This window comes from Streptomyces sp. NPDC031554, assembly GCF_055580685.1.
The window spans coordinates 557,876-570,047 of sequence record NZ_JBVIKX010000001.1 but is presented as its reverse complement, the minus strand read 5'-3'; the positions used below and the strand labels follow the sequence as shown (position 1 = coordinate 570,047).

General features: G+C 71.2%; 10 protein-coding genes and 2 tRNA genes. 8 read left to right on the top strand and 4 right to left on the bottom strand.

Annotated elements, in window-relative coordinates:
- The first annotated feature begins 143 nt into the window (after nt 1–143).
- Both ACZ5FU_RS02460 and ACZ5FU_RS02455 read left to right on the top strand, forming a co-directional pair.
- A complete protein-coding gene (locus ACZ5FU_RS02460) occupies nt 144–308 on the top strand; it encodes a hypothetical protein (protein WP_451525469.1) in 165 nt (54 codons plus the stop codon).
- 63 nt (nt 309–371) lie between these two features.
- Nucleotides 372–1,472, top strand: coding sequence for a YlbL family protein (locus ACZ5FU_RS02455; RefSeq protein ID WP_451775447.1), 1,101 nt, complete (start codon nt 372–374; stop codon nt 1,470–1,472).
- Between the two features lie 45 nt (nt 1,473–1,517).
- Here ACZ5FU_RS02455 and ACZ5FU_RS02450 read toward each other — a convergent pair whose 3' ends face one another.
- Nucleotides 1,518–2,060: a PPA1309 family protein gene (locus ACZ5FU_RS02450; RefSeq protein WP_451525471.1), complete on the bottom strand. Its 543-nt coding sequence runs from the start codon at nt 2,058–2,060 to the stop codon at nt 1,518–1,520.
- A 164-nt stretch (nt 2,061–2,224) separates the two neighbouring features.
- Between ACZ5FU_RS02450 and ACZ5FU_RS02445 the strand changes: the two genes are divergently transcribed.
- The 4 genes from ACZ5FU_RS02445 (at nt 2,225) to ACZ5FU_RS02430 (ending at nt 7,581) form a co-directional block, all read left to right on the top strand.
- Nucleotides 2,225–5,200: a UPF0182 family membrane protein gene (locus ACZ5FU_RS02445; protein ID WP_469044722.1), complete on the top strand. Its 2,976-nt coding sequence runs from the start codon at nt 2,225–2,227 to the stop codon at nt 5,198–5,200.
- A gap of 41 nt (nt 5,201–5,241) precedes the next feature.
- Nucleotides 5,242–5,315 (top strand) — tRNA-Met (locus ACZ5FU_RS02440).
- Between the two features lie 207 nt (nt 5,316–5,522).
- Nucleotides 5,523–7,394, top strand: a complete 1,872-nt coding sequence (locus ACZ5FU_RS02435; RefSeq protein WP_451525472.1) for a tetratricopeptide repeat protein — start codon at nt 5,523–5,525, stop codon at nt 7,392–7,394.
- Nucleotides 7,395–7,507: 113 nt separating this feature from the next.
- Nucleotides 7,508–7,581, top strand: a tRNA-Met gene (locus ACZ5FU_RS02430).
- Between the two features lie 170 nt (nt 7,582–7,751).
- Here ACZ5FU_RS02430 and ACZ5FU_RS02425 read toward each other — a convergent pair.
- Nucleotides 7,752–8,180 carry a Fur family transcriptional regulator gene (locus tag ACZ5FU_RS02425; protein WP_451525473.1) on the bottom strand — a complete coding sequence of 143 codons (429 nt, stop codon included), beginning with the start codon at nt 8,178–8,180 and terminating at the stop codon, nt 7,752–7,754.
- Nucleotides 8,181–8,324: 144 nt separating this feature from the next.
- Here ACZ5FU_RS02425 and ACZ5FU_RS02420 point away from each other — a divergent pair, with 144 nt between their 5' ends.
- On the top strand, nt 8,325–9,776 hold the full coding sequence (locus ACZ5FU_RS02420; RefSeq protein WP_451775450.1) for a catalase: 1,452 nt from the start codon (nt 8,325–8,327) through the stop codon (nt 9,774–9,776).
- Between the two features lie 71 nt (nt 9,777–9,847).
- On the opposite strand, the gene ACZ5FU_RS02415 is transcribed toward ACZ5FU_RS02420, so the two are convergent.
- Both ACZ5FU_RS02415 and hisN read right to left on the bottom strand, forming a co-directional pair.
- On the bottom strand, nt 9,848–10,243 hold the full coding sequence (locus ACZ5FU_RS02415) for a CBS domain-containing protein (RefSeq protein WP_451525474.1): 396 nt from the start codon (nt 10,241–10,243) through the stop codon (nt 9,848–9,850).
- Nucleotides 10,244–10,385: 142 nt separating this feature from the next.
- Nucleotides 10,386–11,186, bottom strand: a complete 801-nt coding sequence (gene hisN / locus ACZ5FU_RS02410; protein WP_451525475.1) for a histidinol-phosphatase — start codon at nt 11,184–11,186, stop codon at nt 10,386–10,388.
- A gap of 252 nt (nt 11,187–11,438) precedes the next feature.
- Here hisN and ACZ5FU_RS02405 point away from each other — a divergent pair, with 252 nt between their 5' ends.
- Nucleotides 11,439–12,095 carry a TetR/AcrR family transcriptional regulator gene (locus tag ACZ5FU_RS02405; RefSeq protein ID WP_469044261.1) on the top strand — a complete coding sequence of 219 codons (657 nt, stop codon included), beginning with the start codon at nt 11,439–11,441 and terminating at the stop codon, nt 12,093–12,095.
- The last annotated feature ends 77 nt before the right edge of the window (nt 12,096–12,172 follow it).

Below are 12,172 nucleotides of genomic sequence, written 5' to 3'. Positions count from 1 at the left end.
GGCGACGGAAGGGCGGGGGACGGGCTGCCGGACAGGCCGCCCGTCCGGTTGCGTAACCCCGCCCCTGCCGTGAGCGTTGTCCGTGCGGAAGGTTAATCTGCTGATCGGTCAGCTGCAGTCGCACGTGGGGTTGGGAGGTCGGCATGGGGGCGCTCGCCTGGTTGCTGGTTCCGCTGGTCGCCGCGGTCGGCGCGGGGCTGTGGGGCAGTTGGGCCAACCGCACCCGCAGAGCCCGCGGTGACGGCCCCGAGCTGGACGGTTACGCCCGCTTCCGCGCCGCCATGGAGAAGTCCCACTCGGGCACCTGAGGTCCGTGCCCCGGGCAGCGGCCCTGACGGTGCGCCGACAGAGGCGTCCCGTACTGTCGAGTCATGCCACGCCGCACCGCGACGATGCTCGCCTCCACCCTGATGCTGATCGCGCTCCTCTGCGCGGGAGTACTCATCCGCGTGCCGTACGCGGAGATGTCCCCGGGGCCGACGGTGAACACGCTCGGGGAACACGGCGGTGAGCCGGTGCTCCAGATCGCCGGGCGCAAGACCTACCCGACCGACGGTCACCTCAACATGACGACCGTGCGGGTGACCAGCGCCGACTACCGGATGAACCTCGTCGAGGCGGTCTACGGCTGGCTGGCGCACGACAACAAGGTCGTCCCGCACGACACGCTCTACCCGGACGGCAAGACCGAGGAGCAGTCCACCCAGGAGAACGCCGAGGAGTTCAGCCAGTCCCAGGAGAGCGCCAAGGTCGCCGCCCTGAAGCAGCTGGACGTCCCGGTGCAGTCCTGGGTGATCGTCTCCACCGTCGTGAAGGGCTCGCCCGCCGAGGGCCGGCTGCACGCCGGAGACGTGATCAAGGACGTGGACGGTACGGCGGTGAAAGCCCCCTCCGACGTCGCGAAGCTGGTGACGAAGCACAAGCCCGGCGAGGACGTCGTCTTCACCATCGTGCCGGCGAAGGAGCAGGCCGCAGCCGAGAAGGCGCGGAGGACGGCGACCAGGACGCAGAAGATCACGATCAGGACGGCGGCCTCCGACGACGGTGCGGAGAAGCGGGCCGTCGTCGGGATCTCCGCCGGCACCGACCACACGTTCCCGTTCACCATCGACATCAAGCTCGCCGATGTCGGCGGCCCGAGCGCCGGCCTGATGTTCGCGCTCGGCATCTACGACAAGCTCACCCCGGGCAGTCTGACCGGCGGGAAGTTCGTGGCCGGCACCGGCACCATCGACGACGACGGCAAGGTCGGCCCGATCGGCGGCATCCAGCTGAAGACCGTCGGCGCCCGCGACAAGGGCGCCCGGTACTTCCTGACACCGGCCGACAACTGCGCGTCCGCCGCCAAGGACACCCCGAGCGGGCTGACGCTCGTCAAGGTCGACACCATCCAGGACGCCCTGGGCGCCCTGGAGGACATCCGCGGCGGCGACACCGCCGACCTGCCGAAGTGCACGGCCGGCACCTCCTGAGCCGCCGCCGGGAGGCCGCCGGGCCGTGAGGCGACGCCGTGGGGTCTACTCCTCGAACGTCGTCGACAGTGCCTCCGCGAGGCCCGGGACCAGCTCCGAGCCGGTGAGGACCTCCGTCGGGGAGTCCTTCTCGCGCAGCCGCAGGGCCGAGTCCCGGGTGCCGTCACGCAGGACCGCCACCGTCATCCGCACCTCCTGGCGGTCGGGGTGATCGGCCACCCACCGCGTCAGCTTCGCCCCGCTCAGCCCCTGCGGGACCTGGGCCTCGGCGGACGGGGGCAGCATCAGACGCTCCACGGTCAGCGCGCAGCCGACCACGGCGTCGGGCCAGGCGATCGTCGCGAGGAACTCGTCGAGCGGCTTGTCCGTTGGCACTTCGTCCTGCTCGATCGGGGTGAGACCGGTGGTCTCGGGCGCGTCCTCCAGACCGAGCTGGGCGGCGAGCGCGGGTTCCTGGGTCCGCAGCCGTGCGGTGTCTACGAGGGCGAAGAGGCGGGCGGGCTGGTCCCAGCCGAGGCCGGAGGCGTACTCGTCGATCTCGAGCACGGCCCGGGTGAGCGGGCTCGCCGCCATGGGAGTGTTGGACATGGTCACAATCCTGCCTCGTTCCCGGCCGGAATCGGGAACCGAGTAAAGGGTGAGTAAGTTGCATAGGTGTGGGCCCACGATCACGGGGGGCCACGGAGGGTCCACGAAGACGCGGGCCTGACGGATCAACAGCGAACTTCGGGGTGCGAACCTTGGCTTTCCAGATGCCGGACCGCGGCGGAGGCCCGACCGGGCCACGGATCAGAGTGGGCCGCCCGTCCCGGCGGGTCCGGACTCTGCTCATGACACTGGGCGTGCTGGCCGTCCTGGGCATGGCGTTCACCATGTTCGCCGGGTTCTGGACGGACTGGCTCTGGTACCGGTCGGTGAACTACTCCTCCGTGTTCACGACCACCCTGTCGACCAAGATCGGACTCTTCTTCGTCTTCGGTCTGCTGATGGCCCTCGCGGTCGGGTTCAACATCTGGCTGGCCCACCGCCTGCGGCCGCCGCTGAGCGCCATGTCGATGGAGCAGCAGAGCCTCGACCGGTACCGCATGGGCATCGCGCCGTACAAGAAGTGGCTGCTGCTCGGGATCACCGCCCTCGTCGGGCTGATCGCCGGCGCCTCGGCGTCGGGGCAGTGGCGGACCTGGCTGATGTGGGTCAACGGTGTGTCCTTCGGGGAGAAGGACCCGCAGTTCCACCTCGACGTGTCCTTCTACGCCTTCGACCTGCCCTGGTACCGGTTCCTGCTCGGCTTCGGCTTCGCCGCCACGATCCTCTCGCTGATCGCCGCCGCGCTCACCCACTACCTGTACGGCGGGCTGCGCGTCACCAGTCCCGGCGCGCGCGCCACGGCCGCGGCCACCGGACACCTGTCGGTGCTGCTTGGCGTCTTCGTCGCCCTCAAGGCGGTCGCGTACTGGCTCGACCGGTACGGCCTGGCGGTGAAGTCCAGCGACTTCAAGGCCACCGACAACTGGACCGGCCTGCGCTACGTCGACGCCAACGCCTACCTGCCGGCCAAGACGATCCTGTTCTGCATCGCGGTCATCTGCGCCCTGCTGTTCTTCGCCACGCTGTGGCGGCGCACCTGGCAGCTTCCCGTCATCGGCTTCGGCCTGATGGTGCTCTCCGCGATCCTGATCGGTGGCCTGTACCCGGCCATCGTCCAGAAGTTCCAGGTCCAGCCCAACGAGCAGGCCAAGGAAGCGCCGTACGTCGAGAAGAACCTCAAGGCGACGCGCGAGGCCTACGGCATCGAGGGCACCCAGGTCGCCGACTACTCGGGGACGAGCAAGACCGAGGACAAGACGACGCTGCGCGACGACGTGGCCGGCACGGCGAGCATCCGTGTCCTGGACCCCAACATCGTGTCGCCGACCTTCCAGCAGCTCCAGCAGATCCGGAAGTACTACGCCTTCCCGACCAACCTGGACGTCGACCGCTACCGCGTGGACGGCCAGGACCAGGACACGGTCATCGGTCTGCGCGAGCTGAACCTCGCGGGTGTGGACAAGCAGAACTGGATCAACAACCACTTCCGCTACACCCACGGCTACGGCGTGGTCGCCGCCAAGGGCACCACCGCCGACGCCGACGGCCGCCCGGCCTTCACCGAGTCCAACCTGCCGTCGGAGGGCGTGCTCGGCAAGTACGAGCAGCGGATCTACTACGGCGAGAAGACGACCACGTACTCGATCGTCGGCGGTCCCCAGAAGGAGATCGACTACTCCGACGACCAGGGTGAGAAGACCACCAGCTACACCGGCAAGAGCGGGGTCAACCTCTCCAACACGGTCAACCGGGCGGCGTACGCGGTGGCGTTCGGCGAGCCGCAGATCCTGTACTCCGGCGCGATCGGCGAGGGTTCGAGGATCCTCTACAACCGCACGCCCAAGGAGCGCGTCGAGGCGGTCGCCCCGTGGCTGACCATCGACGGCGACGCCTACCCGGCGGTCGTGGGCGACCGGGTGCAGTGGATCGTCGACGCGTACACCACCACCAACGGCTACCCGTACGCCTCGCGGACCACCCTCGGCGACACGACGGCCGACTCGCTGACCGCCACCAACGACAACCGCGCGGTGGTGGCCCAGCAGAACCAGGTCAACTACATCCGCAACTCGGTGAAGGCGACCGTCGACGCGTACACCGGCGAGGTCAAGCTCTACCAGTGGGACACCAAGGACCCGGTGCTGAAGACCTGGATGAAGGCCTTCCCCGGCACGGTGGAGAAGAAGTCGGAGATCTCCGCCGCGCTGATGGCCCATCTCCGGTACCCGCAGGACCTGTTCAAGGTGCAGCGCGAGCTGCTCACCCGCTACCACGTGAAGGACGCGACGACGTTCCTCAGCGGCAGCGAGGTGTGGCAGGTGCCCAACGACCCGACCAACCAGTCGAACGACGCGGTGCCGCCGTACTACCTGAGCATGAAGATGCCCGACCAGAAGGAGCAGGCGTTCTCGCTGACGACGACGTTCACGCCCAACGGCCGGGACAACCTCAGCGCGTTCATGGCCGTCGACTCCGAGGCGGGCACCTCCGGCTACGGCAAGATCAGAGTTCTGAAACTGCCGACCAGCACGACCGTCGACGGACCCAAACAGGTGCAGAGCCAGTTCAACTCCGAACAGGACATCGCCGAGTCCATCAGGCTGCTGAAGGGCGGTGACTCGGAGGTCGAGTACGGCAACCTGCTGACGGTGCCGCTCGACGGAGGACTGCTGTACGTGGAGCCGGTCTACGTACGCGGTGGTGGACTCAAGTACCCGCTGCTGCGGAAGGTGCTGGTGTCCTACGGAGGTGTCACCGCCTTCGAGGACTCCCTCGACGAGGCCCTCAACAAGGTCTTCGGCACCGAGGGGACGACGCCGAAGCCGCCGGCGGACGACGGTGGCACCACCACCCCGCCACCGGCGACCGGCGACGCGACGGTCCAGGAGGCGCTGAAGGACGCCCAGGAGGCCTTCATCGCGGGCCAGGAGGCGCTCAAGAAGCCCGACTGGGAGGCGTACGCCAAGGCGCAGGCGGATCTCGAGGCCGCGCTGAAGCGGGCCGAGGACGCGCAGGCCGCGGCGGGCAGGAACGGTACCGCCGGCCCGAGTCCGAGCGGTTCGCCGAGCGCGAGTGCCAAGCCCGGCGCCGGCGCCGGCGCCGGCGCCGAGCCGAGTCCGAGCGGCAGTCCCAGCGGCTGATCATGGGCCACCCCGCGTCGTGGTACGGTTGTGGAACACGACGCGGGGTGGAGCAGCTCGGTAGCTCGCTGGGCTCATAACCCAGAGGTCGCAGGTTCAAATCCTGTCCCCGCTACTCCAGGCGAAGGCCCGGATCCTGAAAAAGGATCCGGGCCTTCGTGGTGTGCGAACGCATGTTCCCGCATGAGGTACCGCCGTGCCGGCGTGGGGAGTTGAGGTATCTGTGTTTGACTTGTCTCTCTGTGGGCATGTCGACAAAACGCTGAAGTGACCTCACGGACTGCGGTATACCAGGTGTGGCCGGGTTGCAGGTGGTGCGACGATGGACGTTATGGGGGACAAGGCAACTCTGTTCGAGACAGGGCGATTTGTGCAGCCTTCCGATGAGGAAGGCACCCCGGACGAGACCTCGGAGGAGACTCCGGACATGGGTCGGGACGAGAGCCGGGACGAGACGGGGGAGGCCGTCGAGGAGGCGCGCCGACGGCTCGCGGCCGAGGCCGGCGACGTCGAGGCGATGAGCGTCCTCGGGGCCCTGCTGCTGCGTCGTGGCGACCTCGACGGAGCCGAACCCCATCTGCGGGCCGCCACCACGGGGGGCGACCGCGCCGCCGCCAACAACCTCGGGGTCCTCCTCCACCAGCGCGGCTACCCCGACGAGGCGGCCGGCTGGTGGCGGGTCGCCGCCGTCGCCGGCTCCGCGCCCGCGGCGCACGCGCTGGGCCGTCACCACCGCGAGCGCGGCGACGAGCCGGCCGCCGAGTACTGGCTGCGCCAGGCCGCCGAACAGGGACACGTCCTGGGCGCCTACGCCCTCGCCGACCTGCTGGAGCACCGTGGTGACCACCCCGGCGCCGAGCGGTGGATGCGGGCCGCCGCCGAACGCGGGCACCGCGAGGCGGCGTACCGCCTCGCGCGGGCGCTCGACCGCAGGGAGCCGCAGCTCGCCGACGGACGCTGGGACGCGGCGGACACCGGTGCCGCCGTGCCGGCGGAGGCCGAGCAGTGGTACCGCCAGGCCGCCGCGCGCGGACACCGGCGGGCCGCGCTGCACCTCGGAGCCATCCTGGAGCGGCGGGGCGAGCTGAAGGAGGCCGGACGCTGGTACCTGACGTCCGCCAAGGACGGCGAGCCCCAGGCCGCCTGCGCCCTCGGGTTCCTGCTGCGCGACGCCGGCGACACGGAGAACGCCGCCGTCTGGTGGCTGCGCGCGGCCCAGAACGGTGACGGCAACGCGGCCAACGCGCTGGGCGCCCTGTACGCCGAGCGGGGCCAGACCCAGACCGCCGAACGCTGGTACCGGGCGGCCATGGACGCCGGGGACGACAACGGCGCCTACAACCTCGCCCTGCTCTGCGTCGAGCAGGGCCGCACCGCGCAGGCCGAGCAGTGGTACCGGCGCGCCGCGTACGCCGGGCACCGCGAGGCGGCCAACGCGCTGGCCGTCCTGCTGCTCCAGGGCGGGGACGCGGCCGGGGCCGAGCCGTGGTTCTCCAAGGCCGCGGAGGCGGGCAGCGTCGACGCCGCCTTCAACCTCGGGATCCTGTTCGCCGGCCGGGGCGAGGACGCGGTCGCGCTGCGCTGGTACGAGCGGGCGGCGGCGGCGGGGCACACCGAGGCGGCGCTCCAGGTCGGCATCGCCCGGCTGCGGGAGGGCGACGAACAGGCCGCCGAACGGCACCTGCGGTGCGCGGCGGGCGGGGGCAGCGCGGAGGCGGCGTACCGGCTGGCGTCCGTGCTCGACGCGCGCCGGCCGCCCCAGCCGGCGCACGAGCTCGGCGAGATCGTGCACGAGAAGACCGAGTGCGAGGAGTGGTACGAGCGCGCGGCGACCCAGGGGCACCGGCGTGCGCAGGTGCGGGTCGGGATGCTGGCCGCCGCGCGGGGCGACGTGGTGCAGGCGGCGCGGTGGTACCGCACGGCCGCGGAGGCCGGGTCGCGCAACGGTGCCTTCAACCTGGGGCTGCTGCTCGCGCGGGAGGGCAGCGAGCCCGAGGCCGCCGTGTGGTGGGCCCGTGCGGCCGACGCCGGGCACGGGCGGGCGGCATTGCGGCTCGCCCTCGTCTACGCGCGCCGGGGGGAGCTGGCGGAGGGACAGCGGTGGGCGGACCGGGCGGTCTCGCTCGGACCGGAGGAGGTGGCGGAGCGGGCCGCGCGGCTGCGGGACGCCCTCCGGGAGGAGCTGTCGGCCTGAGGCCCCGGTCCCGTCGCCGCCGTCCCGGTCGATGCGCCCTGACCTGCGACGGCGGGGCGCGGAGAATCGATTTGCTTCTTCCTGTTCCCGTGACGTAACGTTGCATTCAACGGCGCGGGGTGGAGCAGCTCGGTAGCTCGCTGGGCTCATAACCCAGAGGTCGCAGGTTCAAATCCTGTCCCCGCTACTGAAGGCAGAGGGTCGGAATTCCGAAAGGGTTCCGGCCCTCTGTCCGTGTTCCGGCGTGTTCGGACGCGCGTGGTGCCGGAACAGCGCGGTGCGGGAACGACGAGGTGTCGGAGCCATGCGTAAGCCCCGGCGTCCAGGACGGATGCCGGGGCTTCTGTGTGGCGTGGATCAGGCGGGCGCGGCCGCCGACGCGCAGTTCGGGCAGACGCCGCGGTACGTCACCTCGACGCCCGAGACCGTGAAGCCGAAGCGCTCGGTGTCGGGGAGGTCGGCCAGCGGGTTGCCGCTCGGGTGGACGTCGCGGATCGCGCCGCACTGGGCGCAGACCAGGTGGTGGTGCGGCCGGTGCGCGTTCGGGTCGTACCGCTTGGCGCGCCTGTCGGTGGCGACCTCGAGCACCTCGCCGAGGGAGACCAGCTCGCCGAGCGTGTTGTAGACGGTCGCCCGGGAGATCTCGGGCAGCTTGGCGACGGCCCGCGCGTGGACCTCGTCGGCCGTCAGGTGGACGTGTTCGCCGTCGAGGACCTCGGCCACGACGCGCCGCTGCGCGGTCATTCGCCATCCGCGTCCGCGCAGCCGTTCCAGAAGGTCGCTCATGGCACCAGCCTAACAGGAGGGGGATACGAGTCCCGAACAGGTGTGACTTTGGATGCTTGCTTGACTTGGACAATGTCCATTGTAGGATCAATCCTGGTTTTGGTCGGGCAACAGGAATGGTCGGGAATGGCGCAGGAGACGCACGTGACGCAGGGACCGCTCACGACGGAGGCCGGCGCGCCGGTGGCCGACAACCAGAACAGCGAGACCGCGGGCGTCGGCGGCCCGGTGCTCCTCCAGGACCAGCTGCTCCTGGAGAAGCTGGCGCACTTCAACCGCGAGCGCATTCCGGAGCGCGTGGTGCACGCCCGCGGTGCCGGCGCCTACGGCACCTTCACGGTGACCGCCGACGTCACCCCGTACACCAGGGCGGCGTTCCTCTCCGAGGTCGGCAAGCGGACGGAGACGTTCTTGCGGTTCTCGACCGTGGCGGGCAGCCTCGGGTCCGCGGACGCCGTGCGCGACCCGCGCGGTTTCGCGCTGAAGTTCTACACCGAGGAGGGCAACTACGACCTCGTCGGCAACAACACCCCGGTGTTCTTCATCAAGGACGCCATCAAGTTCCCCGACTTCATCCACACCCAGAAGCGCGACCCGTACACGGGCTCGCAGGAGGCGGACAACGTCTGGGACTTCTGGAGCCTCAGCCCCGAGAGCACCCACCAGGTGACCTGGCTGTTCGGCGACCGGGGCATCCCGGCGAGCTACCGCCACATGGACGGCTTCGGCTCGCACACCTACCAGTGGAACAACGAGGCCGGCGAGGCCTTCTGGGTCAAGTACCACTTCAAGACCGACCAGGGCATCAGGAACCTCACCCAGGCCGAGGCCGGCCGGCTGGCCGGTGAGGACCCCGACTCCCACCAGCGGGACCTGCGCGAGGCCATCGAGCGCGGCGATCACCCGACCTGGACCGTGGGCGTGCAGATCATGCCGGTGGCGGACGCGGCGACGTACCGGTTCAACCCGTTCGACCTCACCAAGGTGTGGCCGCACGCGGACCACCCGGTGATCGAGTTCGGCAAGCTGGAGCTCGACCGCAACCCGGAGAACGTCTTCGCCGAGGTCGAGCAGTCGGTCTTCTCGCCGGCGCACTTCGTGCCCGGCATCGGTCCGTCGCCGGACAAGATGCTCCAGGGCCGCCTCTTCGCCTACGGCGACGCCCACCGCTACCGCGTCGGCGTCAACGCCGACCACCTGCCGGTGAACCGCCCGCACGCCACCGTGGCGCGCACCCACGCACGGGACGGCCTCCTGTACGACGGCCGCCACGGCGGGGCGAAGAACTACGAGCCGAACAGCTTCGGCGGACCGTTCCAGACGGGCCGTCCGCTGTGGTCGGAGACCGCCGTGACCGGCGGCACGGGCAACCACCCGACGCCCGTCCACGCCGAGGACGACGACTTCGTGCAGGCGGGCGCCCTCTACCGGCTGATGTCGGAGGACGAGAAGGAACGCCTGATCGGCAACCTGGCGGGCTTCATCGCCAAGGTCTCCCGCGACGACGTCGTGGAGCGGGCGATCGGCAACTTCCGTCGGGCCGACGCGGACTACGGCAAGCGGCTGGAGGCCGCGGTCCAGGCCCTGCGCGGCTGATCATCCAGCACTGGACCGCTTGTCGTGACCGGACGGGCCGGACCCCCCTCGGGGGTCCGGCCCGTCCGTGTTCACAGGGCCGGAGCGGGCTGCCGGGCGGGGGCCCAGCAGCGGATGAGGTCGCGGACGGAGACGACGCCGACGGCCTCCCCGCGATCCAGGACGATGAGATGCCGGAAGCCGCCGTGGGCCATGGCCGCGGCCGCCTCCTCCAGGGTCCAGGTCGGGGCGGCGAAGACGACGTCGTTGGTGGTGTGGGCGTGGGTGCGTTCCGTCTCCGGGTCCTCGCCCCGGCCCACGGAGTCGAGGATGTCCCGCTCGGTGAGGATGCCGATGCCGCCGGCGTCCGGGTCGAGCACCAGGGCCGCGCCGACGCGGCGTGCGGACATCAGGGCGGCGGCCTGCCGGAGGGTGTGTGCGGGACCGATGGTGAGCACCACCGTGCTCATGGCGTCACGGACGAGCATGGGCTGAACACCTCCTACGAATCCGCCGGTGCGCGGATTCACAAATGCACAAGTGGGGGTGTCGTCAGAGTGGCAGGTAAAGCAGGGGCCAACAAGAGGGCGCGCGCGTCCAGTTGAGGGCGTGCGCGCTCATTCGTGTCGGTCAGTCGCGCTCGTTGAGGTAACCCAGCAGCTCGTCGTGGAGCAGCCCGTTCGACGCGGCGGCATTGCCGCTGTGCGGGCCCGGACGGCCGTCGAGGCCGGTGAACGTACCGCCGGCCTCCGTCACGACGATCGCCGTGGCCGCCATGTCCCACAACGACAGCTCGGGCTCCGCACAGAGGTCGACCGAGCCCTCGGCGACCATCATGTACGGCCAGAAATCGCCGTACGCGCGCGTGCGCCAGACCTCGCGGGTGAGGTCCAGGAAGCCGTTCAGCCGCCCCTGCTCCTCCCAGCCGCTGAGCGAGGAGTACGCGAAGGAGGCGTCCGACAGCCGCGAGACGCGGGAGACGTGCAGACGGCTCGCGGAGGTCAGGCTGCGGCCGGTGTAGGCGCCGTGGCCCAGGGCGGCCCACCAGCGGCGGCCCAGGGCCGGGGCGGACACGACGCCGACGACGGGCCGGTAGCCGCCCTCGGCGGCCTCCATCAGCGAGATGAGGGTGGCCCAGACGGGGACGCCGCGCACGTAGTTCTTCGTGCCGTCGATCGGGTCGATCACCCAGCGGCGGGGGCCGGTCCCCTCGACGCCGTACTCCTCGCCCAGGACCGCGTCGCGCGGGCGGGCGCGCTGGAGCTGCCCGCGGATCAGCTCCTCGGCGGCCTTGTCCGCCTCGCTCACCGGGGTCATGTCCGGTTTGGTCTCGACCTTGAGGTCGAGGGCCTTGAAGCGGGCCATGGTCGCGGCGTCGGCGGCGTCCGCGAGGACGTGCGCGAGACGGAGGTCGTCGTGGTAGTCCGGCATGGGACGAACGGTATCCGCCATGGTGGGGGTGGGGCCACACAGGACCCGGCGGTGGCCTCGCGAGGGTCTTGCGGGCACCTGGCGGGGCGGGCGCGGGGGCGCGCGTCTCAGGGCGCAAGGGGGCGCGCGGCGGTGGCGGGAGCGGTGGGCGAAGGGCCGTGTACCGGGGCGGACCGCCTTCCGCGGACCCTTGACAGTGCTTGTCGGCGCGTCAAACCTGGGCGCAGAGCCGCTCGTCCCAGGGAGGCGACGATGCCTGCGCGGGAATCACTGCTGGACGCCGCTTTCGCGGCGCTCGCACGCCGGCCGTGGGCCGCCGTGCGGATGGTGGACGTCGCCTCGGCGGCCGGGGTCTCCCGGCAGACCCTCTACAACGAGTTCGGGAGCAAGGAGGGGCTGGTCCGGGCGCTCGTCCGGCGGGAGGCCGACGCGTATCTCGCCGGGGTGGAGCGGGCGTTGAGGACACCGGGCGACGGGCGGGAGCGACTGGTCGCGGTCGCGGAGTGGACGGTCTCCGCGGCCCGGGGGAACACGGTGGTCCGGGCGCTGCTCACCGGGTGCTGGAGCACACGGCTGCCCTCGTTCGACCTGGCCGCGGTGGCGTCGTCCTCCGCCGTGCCCGCGCAGCGGCGGGCGGACGCGGCGCTGCCCTCGCCGGGAGATCTGGTGGCGGCCGTACGGGACCGGGCCGCGGCCGTGGTGGGCGGGGGCGAGGCGGGGCCGGTCTGCGAGGTGGCGGTGCGGCTCGCACTGTCCTGCGTGACCGCGCCGCCGGGGGAGAGGGCCGGGGGCGCGGTGGGGGAGGTGGTGCGGGGGGTCCTGTCCTGGGCGTACGCGGACCGGGCGTACGCGGACCGGGCGTACGCGGACCGCGAGGTGCCGGGGCCGCCGCCGGACACGGCCCGATGAGGTGGGCGTGAGCCGATTCGGCACCCCGTGGGTCGCTCTGCGTACCACTTCGTGGGTTCGGCCGACGGGTGCCGGTC

What these genes read in the sequence shown, in the direction of transcription:
- ACZ5FU_RS02460 (WP_451525469.1), top strand. Translation starts at nt 144, where the DNA reads ATGGGGGCGCTCGCCTGGTTGCTGGTTCCGCTGGTCGCCGCGGTCGGC.
- ACZ5FU_RS02455 (WP_451775447.1), top strand. Translation starts at nt 372, where the DNA reads ATGCCACGCCGCACCGCGACGATGCTCGCCTCCACCCTGATGCTGATC.
- ACZ5FU_RS02450 (WP_451525471.1), bottom strand. Translation starts at nt 2,060, where the DNA reads ATGTCCAACACTCCCATGGCGGCGAGCCCGCTCACCCGGGCCGTGCTC.
- ACZ5FU_RS02445 (WP_469044722.1), top strand. Translation starts at nt 2,225, where the DNA reads ATGCCGGACCGCGGCGGAGGCCCGACCGGGCCACGGATCAGAGTGGGC.
- ACZ5FU_RS02435 (WP_451525472.1), top strand. Translation starts at nt 5,523, where the DNA reads ATGGACGTTATGGGGGACAAGGCAACTCTGTTCGAGACAGGGCGATTT.
- ACZ5FU_RS02425 (WP_451525473.1), bottom strand. Translation starts at nt 8,180, where the DNA reads ATGAGCGACCTTCTGGAACGGCTGCGCGGACGCGGATGGCGAATGACC.
- ACZ5FU_RS02415 (WP_451525474.1), bottom strand. Translation starts at nt 10,243, where the DNA reads ATGCTCGTCCGTGACGCCATGAGCACGGTGGTGCTCACCATCGGTCCC.
- hisN (WP_451525475.1), bottom strand. Translation starts at nt 11,186, where the DNA reads ATGCCGGACTACCACGACGACCTCCGTCTCGCGCACGTCCTCGCGGAC.
- ACZ5FU_RS02405 (WP_469044261.1), top strand. Translation starts at nt 11,439, where the DNA reads ATGCCTGCGCGGGAATCACTGCTGGACGCCGCTTTCGCGGCGCTCGCA.